Below are 17,698 nucleotides of genomic sequence, written 5' to 3'. Positions count from 1 at the left end.
TCACATCCCGAGATAGGCCTTCCTGACGCCGTCGTCGGCGAGGAGCTCCGTGCCCGTGCCGGAGAGGGTCATCCGGCCGTTCTCCAGCACATAGCCGCGGCTGGCGAGCTTGAGGGACACCGCAACGTTCTGCTCGACTAGGACGCAGGTGAGGCCGCCCTCGGCGAGGTCGCGGATGGTGCGCAGCACATCCTGCACGACGGTCGGGGCGAGACCGAGTGACGGCTCGTCGAACATGACCAGTTCCGGCTCGCCCATCAGGCAGCGGCCGATCGCGACCATCTGCTGCTCGCCGCCCGACAGCGTGCCTGCGGCCTGGCCGGAACGCTCCAGGAGCCTGGGGAACATGGCGTAGACGCGCTCCAGGTTGCGCGCCTTGTGGCGGCGGGCGCGCGGGATCATGGCGCCCATGGCGAGGTTCTCGGCCACAGACAGGCTCGGGAACACCTGGCGGCCTTCGGCCACCTGGCCGATGCCGAGGTCGCAGACCTCGTGGCTCGGCAGGCCGGTGATGTCGCGGTCCTTGAAGCGGATGATGCCGGCGGCGGGCCGGTGCATGCCGGCGATGGTGCGGATGAGCGAGGTCTTGCCCGCCCCGTTGGCGCCGACGATGGCGACGATGGAGCGCTCGGGCACCTCGAGCGAGACCTTGTCGAGCGCCTGGGCGTCACCGTGGAAGACGTCGATGTCGTGGACGAACAGCATCTAGAGAGCCTCCGCCCCGAGATAGCTCTCGAGCACCTTGGGATGGCGCGTCACCTCCTCCGGTGTGCCCTCGGCGATGGTGGCCCCGTGGTGGAGGACGTGGATGCGCCCCGCCAGCGCCATGGTGGCGCGCATGACGTGCTCGATGAGCAGGATGGTGACGCCGGACCGGTTGACCTCGCGCAGGATGGCGACGATGCGGTCGACCTCGGTCGGCCTGAGGCCCGCCATGACCTCGTCGAGGAGCAGGAGCCGAGGCCCCGTGGCGAGCGCCCGGGCGCATTCGAGGCGCTTCCGATCGGGAAGGGTCAGCGACTTCGCCCTGGCGTCCCGCCGGTCCCACAGGTCGAGCTGGCGCAGCACCTCGCCGGCCTTGACGCGGGCCGCATCCATGTCAGGCGCGCGCATCATGGCGCCGATCGTGGCGTTCTCCATGACGGTGAGTTCGGGGAAGGGCCGGACGATCTGGAAGGTGCGGGCGAGGCCCCGCCGACAGAGCTCGTGGGGCGGAAGGCCGTCGGCGCGCTCGCCGGCGAAGGTGATGGAGCCGGCATCGGGCGCCATGGCCCCGGCGATCATGTTGAAGAGCGTCGTCTTGCCGGCACCGTTGGGGCCGATGACGGCGAAGATCTCGCCCTCCTCCACGGAGAGGGAGACCGCATCCACGGCGGTGAGGCCGCGGAAGCGCTTGGTGACGCCGCGGACGTCGAGGAGCGTGGTCATTCGCGCCCCTCCGGAATGCCGAGCTTCTTCTTCAGCCAGGGCCAGACGCCGTTCGGCGCGTACCAGATGATGACCATCAGGGCGGCACCGTAGAAGACGAGGTTGACGCCGGGAATGGCGCGGCCGGCGATCTTCTCGACGAGGGCGATGAGCGTCTGGCCGAGGGGGGTGAGAATGAAGGCGCCGAGGACCGGTCCGAACAGGGTGCCGAGGCCGCCGATGATCGGCGCCAGGATCATCTCGATGGAGCGGGCGATGTCGAAGGTCTGACTGGGAAAGAGGTTGTTCTGGTAGAAGGCATAGACGACGCCGGCCACCGCGGTCATGGCGGCCGAGAGCACCACCGCCGCCATCTTGGCGCGGAAGACGTCGATGCCCAGCGCCCGCGCCGCCTCGGCGTCCTCGCGCACGGCGAGCCAGGCATGGCCGAGCTTCGAACGACGGAGCGCAGCGCAGACGAGGAACGCAACGATCATCATGGCGAGGCCGACATAGTAGAACAGCATCGGTCCGCCGCGCAGGTTCACGGGGCTCGCCGTGGCCGAGACGGGAATGAAGAAGCCGGCGGCCCCGCCGACGAAGGACCAGTTGTCGAAGCCGATGCGGGCGACCTCGGCGAAGGCGATGGTGAGGAGGGCGAAATAGACGCCCTCGATGCCGAAGCGGAAACCGAGCCAGCCGATGACGGCGCCGAAGGTCATGGCCACCAGCATGGCCGGGACGATGGCGACGGCCGGTGAGATGCCGAACTTCACCCACAGCAGTGCGCCCATGTAGCCGCCGAGGCCGACATAGAGCGCGTGGCCGAGGGAGAGCTGGCCGCAAAAGCCCATCATGATGTTCCAGGCCTGGCCGACGGTGGCGAACCAGAAGATCAGGAAGAAGACCGAGAGCAGGTAGCGGTCGAGCACGGCCGGGGCCGCCAGCAGGACGGCGAGGAAGACGGCGAGCAGGACGAGGGCGCGGCGCGGCGCCTCGTCCACCAGGCGGGCGAGAGTTGCGAAGGGGCTCATGCGCGCTTTCCCAACAGGCCCTGCGGGCGGAGCGCCAGCACCAGGACCAGGAGGCCGAAGGAGGCCATGGTCTTCATCGAGGGCGCAATCAGGACGGAGGCCATGGCCTCGGCAATGCCGATGAGCAGGCCGCCGACGATGGCACCGGTCATCGAGCCCATGCCGCCGATGATGACGATGGTGAAGGCGAGCAGCGTGAAGGCCGGCGCGATCATGGGCGTGGCGTCGGTGAGCGTCACCATCAGCGCCCCGGCGGCCCCCACGCAGGCGAGGCCGAGGCCGAAGGTGAGCGCGTAGAGCTTCTTCACGTCGAGGCCGACGACGGCGGCGCCGACGAGATTGTCGGCACAGGCGCGGATGGCGACGCCCGTATCTGTGAAGCGGAAGAAGGCGAAGAGGAGCGCGGCCACGGCCAGCGCCGCGAGCGCGGCATAGACGCGGACCTTGTCGACGATGATCGCGCCGACCTCCCAGCTGTCGAAGGAATAGGGAAGGTTGGCGCTGCGGGCGTCGGGCCCGAAGATCATCAGCGTCCCGTTGACGAGGATGATGGCGAGGCCGACCAGCAGGATGAACTGCTCGTGCTCGGGGCGCGACACGAAGGGATTGATGAGCACGCGCTGCAACCCGTAGCCGATAACAAAGAAGGCCATGGCGATCGGCAGCATGGACAGGAAGGGGTCGACGCCGAAGGAGCGGAACAGCACGAAGGCGGCGTACATGGCGACGACGGCGAATTCGCCATGGGCGAAGTTGACGACGCGGACGACGCCGAAGATCACCGACAGGCCGAGCGCCATCAGGCCGTAGACCAGGCCCGTCAGGATGCCCTGGACGAGCACGTTTGCGTAGAGCGACCAGAACATGCCGTTTCGGGGGGATCCTGTGAGGGCGACAGCCGCAGTTAGCGCGACATCGCGGCGCGAGCAACCCGAGCGGGCGCCGTGCAGCCGGTCATGGCGCCGCAGCGAGCAGGCGGGTCGGTATGCCGAGGAGCGGGCCGGCCTCGGCAAGACACCGGTCGAGCGCGTGAACGGAAGCGCCCATGGGTCGCTGCGACAGCCAGGTGCACGGCGTCTCCGGCGCGCAGGCCGCGTTTCTGCTGATCGACAAAGGCGGCCGCCATTCGAAAATGCCGGGCCTCCACCGCGAGCGTGGCGAGGCTGTCGGCGGTCATCGCGTTGAAGGCGGACAGGCAAGCCGCACGCTGATCCAGCGAAATGCTTCCCGTCCGCAACCTGATTGCGAGCGCCGAGGAGACTTCCGTGATCGTCCAGTCGCTGATTGCAAGATGCTCGGTCCCATGGCTCTCCAGCCAATGATGGACGGCTTGAGTCATTGCGTCCTGCGACAGGGCTGCAACGATGAACGACGTGTCGAGATAGACCATCAGTAGCGGTCGCCGTCCCGCATGGATCGGACCAGATCGGCGGCACTCTCCGCCTGCGGCTGCATCGTGTCCGTCAGGGCACCCAACCGCCCCACATCGACCGGCTTGCGCGGACGGGGAATGGCGGCGAGGCGGGCCACCGGCTTGCCGCGGCGCGTGATATCGACGCTCTCGCCAGCCTCGACCCTGTCGACGAGGGCACTCAGATGGGCCTTGGCATCGGCGAGGTTGACGGTGGACATGGAGGCTTCCTGACCAACTGGATGGTCACATGGCCTGAACCACCAGGAAGCGCCAGCGAGGGCCGGCGCTCCCTGGCACGTTGCGTCAGCTCCGGCCCTGCCAGGCCGGCAGCGGCAGGACCGGCTCGGCCAGGGCCACGTCCTTCGGCAGGACGACGGTCGGCACACGCTTCAGGTTCTGCACCAGGGCCGAGCCGATGTTGGGGTTCTGGCCCTTGGCGTCGAAGGTGATGGGGCCGCCGATCATGACGTGATCGGCGATGTTGGTGGCCTTCACCGCCTCCATGAGCTGCGGGCCGTTGGTGGTGCCGGCGCGCTTGAAGGCGTCGGCGGCGATCAGCAGGCCCTCGAAGGCGAAGCCGGCGTTGAAGCTGTCCACGGCGAAGCGGTTGTTCGGGTTCGCTTTGGCGAAAGACTTCTCGAAGGCCTGGGTGACGCTGGATTTCGGGTTGGCCCAGGGCAGGCCGAAGAGGACGAAATCGGCCAGCGGGCCGAGGGCCTGGTAGAATTCCTCGTCGTAGAAGCCGGGCGAGCCGGGCGAAATGATCGCCTTGGGCTGGAAGCGCTGGCGCACCATGTCCCGCACCATCTTGATGGCGTCGGAGGCGCGGGTGACGCACATGACGAGGTCGGGATTGATCGAGCGGATCTTGGTGACCTCGACCGACAGGTCCTGGGCGCGCGGATCATAGGCGATCTTCTCGACCAGCTCGATCGGCAGGCCGACCCGCGGCCAGATGGCGTCCATGGCGTTGCGCTGGGCGGTGCCGAAGGTGTCGTTGGCGTGCAGGAACACCGCCTTCTCGAACTTGATCGACTTGGCGTCCATCACGTCCTTGATGAGACGCAGGCCGTTGGTGACGAGCTGGCCGCCGGTCTGGAAGTTGCGGACGAGGAACTTGTAGCCCTGCTCGGTGATCTGGGGCGCGGCCGCGACGTTGACGACGAAGGGCACTTGGCGCTGCTCGGTCACCTGGGCGATGGCGAGGGTATGGCCGGAATCGAAGGCGCCGGTGAGCACGTGGCAACCGTCGTTGATGGCACGCTCGGCCTGGGTGCGGGCGACGTCGGCGTTCGACTCGGTGTCGATATGGACGATCTCGACGTTGTAGCCCAGTTCCTTCAGCAGGTCCGGCGCGGCGAGAATGCCGCGGTGCATGGACTGGCCGGCCTGTGCGAAGAAGCCGGAGCGCGGCAGCAGCGAGCCGATCTTGAGCGTGCGCGCCTGGGCTTTCACCACGGCTGGTGCGGCGAGGGTCGCGGCAGCGCCGGCGAGGACGGTGCGGCGGGTAAAGGCGTCGGTTCTCTTCATCGGTTCCTCCCTGGATCCGAATGCCTGTCCATCTCGGATCGATTGATGGCGCGATCTTACGCGAAGCCGCGGCGAGGGAAAGCCGGCACGACGCAAGGCCACGCCGCGTCCGCACGGGTCTCAGGCGGGCGTCTTGTGCTCGAAGCGGCAGATGTCGGCAATGAGGCAGCGCGGACAGTCAGGCTTGGCCGCCTTGCAGACGTAGCGCCCGTGCAGGATCAGCCAGTGGTGCGCATGCAGCCGGTAGGCGTCCGGCACGACCTTCTCCAGCCCCAGCTCCACCGCCAGCGGCGTTTTGCCGGCGGCGAGGCCCGTGCGGTTGGCGACGCGGAACAGATGGGTGTCCACCGCGATGGTGGGAACGCCGAAGGCCATGTTGAGGACGACGTTCGCGGTCTTGCGGCCGACGCCGGGGAGCGTCTCCAGCGCCTCGCGATCGGCCGGCACTTCGCCGCCATGCTCGGCGATGAGGCGCTGCGACAGGGCGATGACGTTCTTCGCCTTGGTGCGGAACAGGCCGATGGTCTTGATGTGGCCGATCAGCGCCTCCTCGCCGAGGGCGACCATCTTTTCCGGCGTGTCGGCGATCTTGAACAGGGCGCGCGTCGCCTTGTTGACGCCGACGTCGGTGGCCTGGGCGGAGAGCGCCACGGCGACGAGCAGCGTATAGGCGTTGACGCTCTCCAGTTCGCCCTTCGGCTCGGGCTCGACCTGATGAAAGCGGAAGAAGATCGCCTCGATCTCCTCCCGCGTCAGGGCGTCACGCTTGCGGCGCCTGGCGGCGGCCTTCGCCGCGGCGAGATTGGCGATGGCCTTGGCCGGGCGCTTCGGCGGCGCCTTCGCGGTGGTGGACCGGTCTGACTTCCTGGGAGTGGTCGGAGCGCGCATGGAGGTCGTATAGTCGCAGGCGATGAGCACCGGCAATACAGACGCAGCCACGGTTCACGACGCCGCCGAGGAGGCTCCCCTCTTCGCGGCGCTGCTGACGCCGCACCGCTCCATGGGCTGGCCCGGCTTCATCGCCGTCATGACGGCGGTCGGGGCCGTCAATCTCGTCGGCGCGGTGATCTTCACCTCCATCGGCGCCTGGCCGGTCCTGCCCTTCCTCGGGCTCGACGTCATCATCATCTTCCTCGCCTTCCGGGCCAACTACCGCCATGCGCGGGCCTTCGAGGAGGTCATCGTCACGCCGACCGAGATCCGCATCCGCAAGGTGACTTGGCACGGCCGGGCGCGCGAATGGCGGTTCAATCCGGCCTGGACCCGGCTGCAGCAGACGCGCGACGAGGAGGACGGGCAGGTGCTCGGCCTCACCCTCGACGAGGGACGACGGCGGCTCGACATCGCCACCTTCCTGCCGCCGGTGGAGCGGGAAGGCTTCGGCAAGGCGCTCACCGCAGCATTGGCCGAGGCCCGGCGAGGCCCGGTCCGTACCCATTTCGACTGACGGAACCACACACATGGCAGGATCGACCGACCGCGTCCGGGGGGCGCTCAGGGATGCGGGTCACGACGACACGATCGTCACCTTCCCCGCCAGCACGCGCACGGCGGCGGAAGCGGCGGCCGCGGTCGGCTGCGCGGTGGCGCAGATCGCCAAGTCCCTCGTGTTCCGCGCCGGCGATCGGCCGGTGCTCGTCATCGCCAGCGGCACCAACCGCGTCGACACGGGCAAGGTGGCCGACCTCGTCGGCGCAGCCGTCGAGCGCCCCGACGTCCGCTGGGTGCGCGACGTGACGGGCTTCGCCATCGGCGGCGTCGCGCCGGTCGGTCACCTGACGGCGCCGATCGTCCTCGTCGACGCCGACCTCGCCGCGATCGATCCCATCTGGGCGGCGGCCGGCGCCCCGAACGCCGTGTTCCGCACGCGCTTTTCCGATCTCCTCGCGCTGAGCGGGGGAACGGTCGCGGCCATCGCCGAATAGGGCGCCGGCACCCGCAGAAATCGGGTGGAGGCCGGCGCATCGAGGGTCCACAGTCGCGCCAGTTCGTCACCGGAGCCCTTCCATGCTCAACGTCGTCCAGCTCGAACAGCACGGCCGCCCCATCCGCCTCGCCGAGGCCGCCGACGACTACGAGGTCGTCCGCCGGACCCTCGCCTTCATCACCGACCACTGGCGCCGCCAGCCCTCGGTGGAGGAGATGGCCGGCCATGTCGGCCTCTCCGCCGGCCACCTGCACCACCTGTTCCGCCGCTGGGCGGGCCTGACGCCGAAGGACTTCCTGCAGGCGATCACGCTCGATGCGGCGCGCGCGCTGCTGCGGGACGAGGCCAGCGTCCTCGATACCGCCTACGAGGTCGGCTATTCCGGCCCGGGGCGGCTGCACGACCTCTTCGTCACCCACGAGGCCATGTCGCCGGGCGAGTTCAAGACCGGTGCCGAGGGCCTCACCATGCGCTACGGCTTCCACCCCTCGCCCTTCGGCCTCGCCATCGTGGTGGCGACCGACCGCGGCCTCGCCGGGCTGGGCTTCTGCGAACCGGGCGGCGAGCCTTCGGCGCTCGCCGACATGAAGGGCCGCTGGCCGAAGGCGGTCTTCGTCGAGGATGCGGCGGCGACCGCCCCGCTGGCGCACCGGGTGTTCGATCCCGCCGCCTGGACCGGCGACCAGCCGCTGCGGGTCTGCCTCATCGGCACCGATTTTGAGGTCAGGGTCTGGGAGACGCTGCTGCGCATCCCCATGGGCAAGGCGACGACCTATTCCACCATCGCGAACCACATCGGCCGGCCCACGGCGGCGCGGGCGGTGGGGGCGGCGGTGGGCAAGAACCCCATTTCCTTCGTCGTGCCCTGCCACCGGGTGCTCGGCCGCTCCGGCGCGCTCACCGGCTATCACTGGGGCCTGACCCGCAAGCAGGCGATGCTCGGCTGGGAGGCCGGGCATAAGGGGTGAGGTGGTGGCGGGCCGGGCAAATTGCGCGGTCGCGGCGTGAGGCGGGCACATAACCCTCTCCCTTCATGGGAGAGGGTGGCGCCGTCAGGCCCCGGGTGAGGGTGAGTCCTTGATCCGTCTGGGGAGTTGCGTCGAAGTCAGGACGATCCTGTCGAGCACAGCATGCGGATTGGTGGTCACCTCGTGGTTCCAGAACCTGAGGACCGCAAACCCGCGCTGTCTGAACCATGCATCCCGTGCTTGGTCGTGGGCGCTGCCGGCGTGCTGGGCGCCGTCTGCTTCGACGATGATCTTAGGGTCGAAGCAGGCGAAGTCGGCCACATAGGGTCCGAGCGGAACTTGTCTCCGGAACTTCAAGCCGTTCAGCCGGCGGTTGCGCAGGACATCCCAGAGAATTCTTTCGATGCCAGTCGCGTTTCGGCGCAAGGACCGCGCAAAGGCGGAGGGCATGTGGCTCCTCCCTCACCCGGCCGCTGACGCGGCCACCCTCTCCCATGAAGGGAGAGGGTTTCGCGCCTGCCGTCCAGATTCGGAGCAAACCCGATGACCCAGTTCCTGCCAACTGGCAGTTCGGCTTTGGAGAGGCACAGCGTCATAGTCCCCCTCTCCCCGCCTGCGGGGAGAGGGCAAGTGTGAGGGGCCGGGGCAACACCCGCGCCGCCGATCACACCGCCGCGTCCCGCGACCGCCCCATGGCTCCCCTGCCCTCTCAGCCGCTGGATTTCCCGCCGCGCCCGGCTAGAACGGCAGGGTGACAGCCGCCCTCCCCGCCTCCCCCGTGGTGACCCATCGCCGCGTGCTCGCCATCGCGGTGCCGATGATCTTCGCCCATGTGACGACGCCGCTGCTCGGCATCGTCAGCGCCACCGCCATCGGGCGGCTCGGCGACGCCACGGCGCTGGCCGCCGTCGCCCTCGGCGCCGTGGTCATCGACGTCCTGTTCTGGGCCTTCGCCTTCCTGCGCATGGGCACGATCGGGCTCACCGCCCAGGCGGTCGGCCGCGCCGACGAGGTGGAGAAGCGTGCCGTCATCGCCCGCGCCCTCCTCCTCGCGGTCGCGCTCGGCCTCGCGCTCATCCTGCTGCAGAAGCCGCTGCTCTTCCTGTTCTTCACGGCCATGGGCGCCTCGCCGGCCGTCACCGCGGCGGCCGACACCTATGTCTCGATCCGGCTGTGGTCGGCTCCCGCGGTCTTCGTCAATTTCGCCGTGCTCGGCTGGCTCATCGGGCAGGCGCGCACCGTCACGGGCCTCGTGCTGCAGATCGTCATCAACGTCGCCAACATGGCGCTGACGGTCGTCTTCGTCTCCGTCCTCGGTCTCGGCATCACGGGCGCCGCCACGGCCAATGCGCTGGCCGAATGGGGCGGCGCGGCCGTCGGGATGGTGGTGGTCTTGTCCTCGCTCGGCTGGCGCTTCGCCGTGCCCTGGCGGGTCGTGCTCGACCGGGCGCGTATCCTCCGCACCATCGCCATCAACCGCGACATCATGATCCGGACGGCGCTGCTGGTCGGGTCCTTCGCCTTCTTCACCCGGCAGGGCGCGGTCGGCGGCGACACGGTGCTGGCCGCCAACGCCATCCTGATGAACTTCGTCGGCGTCGTCGCCTTCTTCCTCGACGGTTTCGCCACCTCGGCCGAGCAGCTCGGCGGCCAGGCGGTGGGCGCCCGCGACGAAAAGGCCTTCCGCCGCGCGGTCTTTCTGTCGAGCCTCTGGGCCATCGTCTTCGGCACGCTCGCCTCGGCCGTCTTCTTCACCGCCGGCGGCCAGGCCATCGACCTCGTCTCGACCTCCGAGGCCGTCAGGGCCGAGGCGCGGCGCTTCCTGCCCTACATGGCGCTGACGCCCTTCACCGGGGTCATGGCCTTCCTGCTCGACGGGGTCTTCATCGGCGCCACCTGGAGCGTCGCCATGCGCAACTGCATGCTGGCGGCGACCGCGACCTTTATCGCCGCGTGGTGGCTGCTCTCGGCTTACGGCAATGACGGGCTGTGGATCGCCTATCTCATCATGCAGGCGGTGCGCGGACTCTACCTCGGCCTCGTCATGCCCGGCCTGATGCGCGCCACCTTCAGGTGAGGCGCCACTCGGCGTTGGCGGTGCCGACGAGGTCGGCGACGGATGCGACGCGCTCGCGCATCAGCCGGTGGACGAGCCCCTGCTTGATCTCGCCGACGAGGCCGAAACCCCGGAACACCAGGCCCGAATAGAGCTGCACCAGCGTCGCGCCGGCGGCGATCTTGGCATAGGCGTCCTCGGCGGAGGCGATGCCGCCGACGCCGATGAGCGGGAACTGGCCCTCGACCCGCCGCCATGTCTCCGCCAGCATGGCGGTAGAGCGGGCGAAGAGCGGCCGCCCCGACAGGCCGCCCGTCTCCTTCGCCGTCGCCTGATCCTTCAGGCTCGCCGGGCGTTCGATCGTCGTGTTGGAGACGATCATGCCGTCGATGCCGCGGCGGCGGCTCACCGCCACCATGTCGTCGAGGCCTTCCAGCGACAGGTCGGGCGCGATCTTGACCAGGATGGGCTTGCCCGGCGCGGCAGCGTCGCGCGCCTCGACGCAGCGTGCCAACACCTCGTCCAGGAAGCTCGCCTGCTGCAGGTCGCGCAGCCCCGGCGTGTTGGGCGAAGAGACGTTGACCGAGAGATAGGAGACGTGGGGAGCGAGTTTCTCCACCAGCAGGCCGTAATCGGCGACGCGGTCGGTGGAGTCCTTGTTCGGCCCGATGTTGACGCCGACGATGCCGCCGCGGCGCGAGCGCTCGGCGAGGCGGCGAGCGACGGCCTCGACGCCGTCCGAATTGAGGCCGTAGCGGTTGATGACCGCTTCGTCGGACACGAGGCGGAAGACGCGGGGCTTCGGGTTACCCGGCTGCGGCTTCGGCGTGACGCCGCCGACCTCGACGAAGCCGAAGCCGAGGCGCAGCGACGCGTCGGGCACCTCCGCGTGCTTGTCGAAGCCGGCGGCGAGGCCGATCGGGTTGGGGAAGCCGAGGCCGAAGGCGGAGACGGCGAGGCGCGGATCATCCGCGCCACAGGCGGGCAGCGGCAGGGTCTTCAGCGCGGCGACGGCGAGGTTGTGGCCCGTCTCCGGATCGGTGGCGAGGAGGATGGGGCGGGCGAGGCGCGAGGCGAGGGAGAGGAGCGACATGGGTGGTTTCTTGCACCACGCGGCGGGGCCGGCAAGGGTGATGGCGCAAGGGTCTCGCTCGCAGAGCGTCGCTGGCCCCTCACCCTACCCTCTCCCCGCAAGCGGGGAGAGGGGGACTTCGACGTCGCGACCCGACCTCGGCGGTCATGCCGAGCTACACCGTGCCGGGCAAAGCGGGAGGCTGTAGCCCCCTCTCCCCGCTTGCGGGGAGAGGGTCAGGGTGAGGGGCAGAAGTCCCGATAGTACCGCCGTGCTATCCTTCAAATCCGCACGATCTTGGCGTCGGCCGGCCATTCCAGCGTCTTCAGCGCCTGGGCGAGATCCTCGATCAGGTCGTCCGGGTCCTCGAGGCCGACCGAGAGGCGCAGCAGGCCGTCGGTGATGCCCATTTCCAGCTTCTCGGCGGGGGTGAACCGGTCGTGGGTCGTCGTCGGCGGATGGGTGATGAGGCTCTTGGAGTCGCCAAGGTTGTTGGAAATCTTGATGATGTTCAGCGCGTTGGCGACGCGGAAGGCGCCGGCCTTGCCGCCCTCGACCTCGAAGGCGATCAGCGTCGAGCCGCCGCGCATCTGGCGCTTGGCGAGCTCGTATTGCGGATGGTCCTTGCGGCCGGGATAGATGACCTTGGTGATGCCCGGCAGCTCGGCCAGCGCATCGGCGATCTTCGCCGCGCTCGCCGTCTGGCGCTCGACGCGCAGCGGCAGGGTCTCCAGGCTCTTCAGCACGACCCAGGCGTTGAACGGGCTCATGGCCGGGCCGGTCTGGCGCAGGTACTGGTAGACGTTGTCCTGGATGAACTGTTTCGAGCCGAGGATGACGCCGCCGAGGCAGCGGCCCTGGCCGTCGATGTGCTTGGTGGTGGAATAGACGACGCAGTCGGCGCCGAGGGCGAGCGGGCTCTGCATCATCGGCGTGGCGAAGACGTTGTCGACGGTGACCTTGATGCCGCTCTTCCTGGCGATCGCGACGATGGCGGCGATGTCGTAGACCTCGAGGGTCGGGTTGGTCGGGCTCTCCAGGAAGAAGACCTTGGTGTTGGGGCGCACCGCCGCCTCCCACTGGGCGAGGTCGGCGCCGTCGACCAGCGTCGACTGCACGCCGAAGCGCGGCAGCAGCGTCTCGATGATGTAGCGGCAGGAGCCGAACAGCGCCTTGCAGGCCACCACGTGGTCGCCGGCGGAGAGCTGGCCGAACATGGCGGCGTTCACCGCGGCCATGCCGGTGGCGGTGGCCTTGGCGGCTTCCGCGCCTTCCAGAAGGGCGATGCGGTCCTCGAACATCTGGACCGTCGGATTGGAGAAGCGGGCATAGATGAAGCCGGGATCGGTGCCCTTGAAGCGGGCCTCGGCCTGTTCGGCGCTCTCGTAGACGTGGCCCTGGGTGAGGAAGAGGGCCTCCGACGTCTCGCCGAACTCGGAGCGGATCGTGCCGCCATGGACGAGGCGGGTGGCGGGCCGCACGCGGGAGGGGTCAAAGGGCTTCTTCATCGCATCGCTCCTCGTGGCGCGGCGGCGGGACACTTGTCCCCCGAAAAAACAGAACCCGACCTGGCAAAAGCCGAGGCCGGGTTGATCCCGTGCGCCCGGCCTTTTAGCGAATTGTTTAGCGTGGTTCGCAAGCCGGCCGGCCAAATCTCCACGTCGTGCGAGCGTGGTAGGGCGGCCGCAGGCGGGCGTCAAGCGGTTTGTTCGTTTTGACGAACGTTTCGTTCGTCGGAGTTGGGGCGCATGCAGGACGAAACGGTTCAGGGCATTCTGCCGGCCCAGGCGATCGAGGACCTGGTGGCGCGCGGCCAGATCCGCATCGCCCGGGCGCTGGACGCCGACCAGGTGCAGCCGGCCTCCCTCGACCTCAGGCTCGGTACGAGAGCCTATCGCATCCGGGCGAGCTTCCTTCCCGGTCCGAACACCACCGTGGCCGACCGGCTGCAGGCCGTCGCCCTGCACGAGATCGACCTGTCGCGCGGCGCGGTGCTGGAGACGGGCTGCGTCTATCTCGTCGAGCTCATGGAGGGGCTGGCGCTGCGCGGCGGAATTTCCGCCACCGCCAATCCGAAGAGCTCCACCGGCCGGCTCGACGTCTTCACCCGCGTGATCCTCGACCGCGCCCAGGCCTTCGACACGATCCCCGCCGACTACGAGGGCCCGCTCTATCTCGAAGTGTCGCCGCAGACCTTCCCCGTCCTCGCGCGCGCGGGCTCGCGCCTGTCGCAGATCCGCTTCCGCCGCGGCCGCGCCGAGCTGACGCTCGACGAGGTCAACGTGCTGCAGGAGACCGAGCGACTGGTCGACACTGGCACGCCCGTGGTCGGGCCGGTCGGAATCGCGGTGACCATCGACCTCCTCGGCGAGGCCTGGGGCGGGCTGCTCGGCTATCGCGCCAAGCGCCATTCCAGCGTCATCGACGTGGACAGAAAGGCCGCCCACGACGTGCTCGACTTCTGGGAGCCGATCCAGGAGCGCGGCAAGGGCGAGATGATCCTCGATCCCGACGAGTTCTACATCCTCGCCTCGAAGGAGGCGGTGGTGGTCCCGCCCGACTATGCGGCGGAGATGCTGCCCTTCGACCCGCTGGTGGGCGAGTTCCGCGCCCACTACGCCGGCTTTTTCGACCCCGGCTTCGGCCATGCGGCGGCAGGCGGCAAGGGCGCGCGGGCGGTGCTGGAGGTGCGCTCGCGCGAGGTGCCCTTCATCCTCGAACACGGGCAGATCGTGGCGCGGCTGGTCTATGAGCGCATGACCGAGCGGCCGCGGTCGCTCTATGGACAGGCCGGCTCGAACTATCAGGCGCAGGGCCTGAAGCTGTCGAAGCATTTCCGCTGAGCCAGGCCGGCGCGGCGATTTTTCCGGCTCCTAGTGTTCCGTGCCGTCGTCCGGCCGCTCCCTCGTCGGGTCGCCCAAGGCTCGCTTCAACGTCGTCAACGGCGTTTCTCCGAAAGCTTCGCGGTACTCGCCCGACAGGCGGGCCACATTGGAGAATCCGAGCCGGTCAGCGGCATCGCGCACCGAGGAGACCTCCCCACTCTCCAGGAGGTCCCGCGCCTGCCGCAGGCGGGCGCGCTTGATCATGGCGTGAGGCGAGGCTCCGAGCCTCCGGCGAAACGCGAGCTGCAGCGCGCGTACGCTGAGGCCGACGGTCGCGGCGATATCCGTCACCGTCAGGGGGGTCGTCATGGCGTTGATCAGGTCCAGTGCGCGTTCAACCTGCCGGGCGGACGGCGCCGCCACGCCCTCGCAATCACCCGGGCCATTGAACACGCCGCCATGTTCGAGCAGGAACATGACCAGGGCCTCCTCGCTCAACCGCAGGGAATGACCGACTGAATGTCCCGCGCGGTGGGCGAGCTCGATATTGGCGGCCGTGGACTCGACATGGGCGCCGAGGCCACGACCAACAGGGCTGTCGACATCGAAGACATGCACCCATGGCCAGTCATCACCGATGCTGCGGTCGATCATCACACGCGCCATCTCGGCCACTCGGTCGAAACACAGCAGGACGAGCCGCTTGCGGGTATTGCGGGCGGCGAGATGTCCTTTCGAACGCGCGGTGTCGAAGATCATCCCCTGGCCCGAGGTGATGGCGACGTCGTCGGTTCCCCGAATGATGCCTGAAGCACCCTGGGTGACGGTCCTGATGCCGACGCACCGCACGCCGTTCTCGGTGTAGGTCCTTGCGCCGCTGTGATTGAACGAATCCAGCACGAAGATCGAACCGTTGGAGACGAACTGAACGTCCAGAGCGAAAGAACGAGGAGCGGCGGGCTCGATCGAGATCCTGCAGTCGGTCGCCCTGCCGATGTGGTCGGCGGCCTGTTCGCTGTCGCGAAACGTGGCTTTGCCGAACAGCAGCTCATGGGGGAACATAAGACAGCCTTCAACTCATACGCCTTTCAACCGGTGTCTCACGGCGCGGGGGCCTTCCGCAAGGGAATCTGCGCAAACTTGATTTGCGCATTCGCATGCGTCGCCCGTCGATTGTACGTAAATTTACTTGTTGTATTCTCGTGTTTCTGGATCAAATACATAATGCGAACAGATATACAAAATGCGAATTCTATCAGATTAACTCAGTATTAAGCGTGTTCGTCTGTATTGACCTCATGGCCCGGTCGCGAGGTCCAGATGACTTCGCCCGCGTTCGCGATCGCATGGCCAGCTTGTCCATCGCAGCGGCACCGAGAGGGGGCCGTGCGGTCGTTGATCAGGACGTAGGAGGTCCTCCCCATGTTCTCGCTCGGTGCAGTCCGAACGACGCCGAAAATCCTCGCGGTCGTCATTCTTCTCAACATCATCATGATCGTCGTCGGCGCGATCGGGATCCTCGCGCTCCGGACGGTCGCGAGCGACGCTCAGCTCGCGGCGCGCGCCGCCCAGCGCGCCGTCGCTTCGTCGCGGCTGAACATCAACGTTCTGGCGTTGAACCGGATCGAGCTGCTGATCGCAGCCGACCCCCGCCCGGAGCGGATTCGCGAGCTGAGCGGCGACGCAGAGCGGGAAATGACCCAAGCCCGGGAGCGGATCGAATTCGTCCGCACCTCCCAGGCCCAGGCCGTGCAGGATTCCCTTCGCAAGGTGCAGACATCCTTCGAGGCCATGCGTGCCTCGGTGCAGAAGACCCTCGCCGCCGCCGCCCGGGTGCAGGGGACCATCACCCCCGATCAGCAGAAGGAGATCGACGCGCAGGCTCTCGCCACCCGACCGCTCATGGTCGCCACACGCGGGCTCGTCACCGAATTGACTTTGCTGCTGATCAGCCGTTCCGACGCCTATGCGAAGGAAATCCAGAACACCGCCGACGCCAAGGAAATGCTGCTCTACATCATCATGGCCTGCGCCGTGATCGCCGGTCTCGGCCTCGGTGTCCTCATCGGCCAGTTCGGCATCGCCCGGCCCATTCGCGCCATCAACGCGACGCTGGCGCAGCTCGCCGATGGCAAGTTCGACGCGAAGGTCACCGGCATGGAACGCAAGGACGAAGTCGGTGACATCGCCCGCGCCGCGGAGGTGTTCAAGGCGAACGGCATCGAGGCGGCGCGCCTGCGCGCCGAGCAGGAGGCGGCCAAGGCCGAGGAAGAGCAGCGCCAGAAGGCCCTGATGCGGGAACTCGCCGATCGTTTCGAAGCCTCGGTGGGCGGCATCGTCGAGATGGTTTCCGCCGCGGCGACCGAGATGCAGGCGACGGCGACCCAACTCAGCGCCTCCGCCCAGGAGGCCTCTGCTCAGTCGACCTCGGTCGCCAGCGCGGCGGAAGAGGCCGGCGCCAATGTGACGGCGGTGGCGGGATCGGCCGAAGAGCTCGGCGCCTCGGTGCAGGAGATCGGGCGGCAGGTTGAGCATTCGGCCGCCCTCGCCCGCGGCGCGGTCAGGGAGGCCGATGCTACCAGCGGTATCGTCACCGAACTGTCGCAGGGCGCGGCGCGGATCGGCGCCATCGTCGAGATGATCTCGAACATTGCCGGTCAGACCAACCTCCTCGCCCTCAATGCCACCATCGAGGCGGCGCGGGCGGGCGAGGCCGGAAGGGGCTTCGCGGTGGTCGCTCAGGAGGTGAAGGGTCTCGCCGAGCAGACGGCGAAAGCGACCAACGAGATCGGGGCGCAGATCGTCGCGATCCAGGAGACGACCCGCAAGGCGGTCGAGGCCATCGCCGGCATCACCGGCAGCATCCGCTCGATCGACGACGCCACCTCTTCCATCGCCTCTGCGGTGGAACAACAGGGCTCCGCGACGCGCGAGATCGTCAACTCCGTGGGTCAGGCATCGACCGGCACGAACGAGGTCTCCTCCAACATCACCTCCGTCGCGCAGGCCGCCGCAGAGACCGGCCACGGCGCCGCCCAGGTGCTCTCCGCCTCGTCCGACCTCGCCCGTCAGGCCGAACGTCTGTCGGCCGAGGTCAAGCAGTTCCTCGCCGGGGTCAGGGCCGCCTGAGCCGCCGCGTCAACGGCCGGGGCCCGAGGGGACTGTTCCCACGGGGCCCGGCCATGCCCTTCCAACCGATCCGGTCAGCCCGATGAAGAAACCCTCGTTCCGCCTGGTCGATGCGTCCTACCCGCAGCAGAGCGATGCGGCCGCCATCGCGCGCGAAATTCAGGTCGTGGCCGGGGCCCTGCAGCGTCTGCAGCGCCCGCTCGCCGCTCCCCCCTTCAACACCAGCAACGAGTTGAACCTCCATTTCGTCATCATGACCAAGGCCTATGTCGAGTTCTTCGCCTGCTACTGCGCCTCTCTCAAGCACGAGCTAGGCAAGACGGAGTGACGCCGTCC

General features: G+C 68.3%; 18 protein-coding genes, 1 pseudogene and 1 riboswitch. Of the genes and pseudogenes, 7 read left to right on the top strand and 12 right to left on the bottom strand.

Annotation, left to right across the window (positions count from 1 at the left end):
* From C6569_RS01725 to nth, 8 genes and pseudogenes are all read right to left on the bottom strand, one after another.
* Positions 1-705: an ABC transporter ATP-binding protein gene (locus C6569_RS01725; RefSeq protein WP_106747218.1), complete on the bottom strand. Its 705-nt coding sequence runs from the start codon at positions 703-705 to the stop codon at positions 1-3.
* A complete protein-coding gene (locus tag C6569_RS01720) occupies positions 706-1,428 on the bottom strand; it encodes an ABC transporter ATP-binding protein (RefSeq protein ID WP_106747217.1) in 723 nt (240 codons plus the stop codon).
* Positions 1,425-2,441: a branched-chain amino acid ABC transporter permease gene (locus tag C6569_RS01715; RefSeq protein ID WP_106747216.1), complete on the bottom strand. Its 1,017-nt coding sequence runs from the start codon at positions 2,439-2,441 to the stop codon at positions 1,425-1,427. Before C6569_RS01715 ends, C6569_RS01720 begins: the two co-directional genes overlap by 4 nt.
* The gene (locus C6569_RS01710) at positions 2,438-3,307 is read right to left on the bottom strand and encodes a branched-chain amino acid ABC transporter permease (protein ID WP_106747215.1); all 870 of its coding nucleotides are present in this window, start codon (positions 3,305-3,307) and stop codon (positions 2,438-2,440) included. The genes C6569_RS01715 and C6569_RS01710 overlap by 4 nt, the downstream gene beginning before the upstream one ends.
* 88 nt (positions 3,308-3,395) lie before the next feature.
* Positions 3,396-3,831: pseudogene (locus tag C6569_RS01705) on the bottom strand (type II toxin-antitoxin system VapC family toxin).
* Positions 3,831-4,073, bottom strand: a complete 243-nt coding sequence (locus tag C6569_RS01700; RefSeq protein WP_106747214.1) for a type II toxin-antitoxin system Phd/YefM family antitoxin — start codon at positions 4,071-4,073, stop codon at positions 3,831-3,833. Before C6569_RS01700 ends, C6569_RS01705 begins: the two are co-directional and overlap by 1 nt.
* An 85-nt stretch (positions 4,074-4,158) precedes the next feature.
* The gene (locus C6569_RS01695) at positions 4,159-5,385 is read right to left on the bottom strand and encodes an ABC transporter substrate-binding protein (protein ID WP_106747213.1); all 1,227 of its coding nucleotides are present in this window, start codon (positions 5,383-5,385) and stop codon (positions 4,159-4,161) included.
* Between the two features lie 120 nt (positions 5,386-5,505).
* A complete protein-coding gene (gene nth, locus C6569_RS01690; protein WP_106747212.1) occupies positions 5,506-6,273 on the bottom strand; it encodes an endonuclease III in 768 nt (255 codons plus the stop codon).
* A 22-nt stretch (positions 6,274-6,295) separates the two neighbouring features.
* Here nth and C6569_RS01685 point away from each other — a divergent pair, with 22 nt between their 5' ends.
* The 3 genes from C6569_RS01685 to C6569_RS01675 all read left to right on the top strand — a co-directional run bounded on the left by C6569_RS01685 (position 6,296) and on the right by C6569_RS01675 (position 8,280).
* The gene (locus C6569_RS01685; protein WP_106747211.1) at positions 6,296-6,832 is read left to right on the top strand and encodes a DUF2244 domain-containing protein; all 537 of its coding nucleotides are present in this window, start codon (positions 6,296-6,298) and stop codon (positions 6,830-6,832) included.
* Between the two features lie 13 nt (positions 6,833-6,845).
* Positions 6,846-7,310, top strand: a complete 465-nt coding sequence (locus C6569_RS01680) for a YbaK/EbsC family protein (RefSeq protein WP_106747210.1) — start codon at positions 6,846-6,848, stop codon at positions 7,308-7,310.
* Between the two features lie 82 nt (positions 7,311-7,392).
* Positions 7,393-8,280, top strand: a complete 888-nt coding sequence (locus C6569_RS01675; RefSeq protein ID WP_106747209.1) for a bifunctional helix-turn-helix domain-containing protein/methylated-DNA--[protein]-cysteine S-methyltransferase — start codon at positions 7,393-7,395, stop codon at positions 8,278-8,280.
* 84 nt (positions 8,281-8,364) lie between these two features.
* Here C6569_RS01675 and C6569_RS01670 read toward each other — a convergent pair whose 3' ends face one another.
* Entirely contained in the window at positions 8,365-8,730 is a 366-nt protein-coding gene (locus C6569_RS01670; protein ID WP_106747208.1) for an endonuclease domain-containing protein, read from the bottom strand.
* A gap of 301 nt (positions 8,731-9,031) precedes the next feature.
* Between C6569_RS01670 and C6569_RS01665 the strand changes: the two genes are divergently transcribed.
* Positions 9,032-10,357 (top strand): MATE family efflux transporter, encoded by a 1,326-nt coding sequence (locus tag C6569_RS01665; RefSeq protein WP_245898209.1) that lies wholly within the window; start codon positions 9,032-9,034, stop codon positions 10,355-10,357.
* Here the strand turns inward: C6569_RS01665 and C6569_RS01660 are convergent.
* Together C6569_RS01660 and C6569_RS01655 are read right to left on the bottom strand one after the other, a co-directional pair.
* Entirely contained in the window at positions 10,350-11,429 is a 1,080-nt protein-coding gene (locus C6569_RS01660; RefSeq protein ID WP_106747207.1) for a quinone-dependent dihydroorotate dehydrogenase, read from the bottom strand. The two genes, C6569_RS01665 and C6569_RS01660, sit on opposite strands and share 8 nt — an antisense overlap.
* 260 nt (positions 11,430-11,689) lie before the next feature.
* Entirely contained in the window at positions 11,690-12,916 is a 1,227-nt protein-coding gene (locus C6569_RS01655) for an O-succinylhomoserine sulfhydrylase (protein ID WP_106747206.1), read from the bottom strand.
* Positions 12,917-12,999: 83 nt separating this feature from the next.
* A riboswitch (SAM riboswitch) is annotated at positions 13,000-13,078 on the bottom strand.
* Positions 13,079-13,156: 78 nt separating this feature from the next.
* Between C6569_RS01655 and C6569_RS01650 the strand changes: the two genes are divergently transcribed.
* Entirely contained in the window at positions 13,157-14,251 is a 1,095-nt protein-coding gene (locus C6569_RS01650) for a 2'-deoxycytidine 5'-triphosphate deaminase (protein ID WP_106747205.1), read from the top strand.
* Positions 14,252-14,281: 30 nt separating this feature from the next.
* Here C6569_RS01650 and C6569_RS01645 read toward each other — a convergent pair whose 3' ends face one another.
* Positions 14,282-15,295, bottom strand: coding sequence for a helix-turn-helix transcriptional regulator (locus C6569_RS01645; protein WP_106747204.1), 1,014 nt, complete (start codon positions 15,293-15,295; stop codon positions 14,282-14,284).
* 360 nt (positions 15,296-15,655) lie between these two features.
* Between C6569_RS01645 and C6569_RS01640 the strand changes: the two genes are divergently transcribed.
* Together C6569_RS01640 and C6569_RS01635 are read left to right on the top strand one after the other, a co-directional pair.
* Positions 15,656-17,362, top strand: a complete 1,707-nt coding sequence (locus C6569_RS01640) for a methyl-accepting chemotaxis protein (RefSeq protein ID WP_245898208.1) — start codon at positions 15,656-15,658, stop codon at positions 17,360-17,362.
* An 82-nt stretch (positions 17,363-17,444) separates the two neighbouring features.
* Entirely contained in the window at positions 17,445-17,690 is a 246-nt protein-coding gene (locus C6569_RS01635) for a hypothetical protein (RefSeq protein WP_106747203.1), read from the top strand.
* Positions 17,691-17,698 lie beyond the last annotated feature (8 nt).

Origin of the sequence: Phreatobacter cathodiphilus (assembly GCF_003008515.1) — a bacterium.
Lineage (GTDB): Bacteria > Pseudomonadota > Alphaproteobacteria > Rhizobiales > Phreatobacteraceae > Phreatobacter > Phreatobacter cathodiphilus.
Note: the sequence above shows the minus strand (reverse complement) of the source record. Positions and strands in the feature narration are given on the sequence as shown.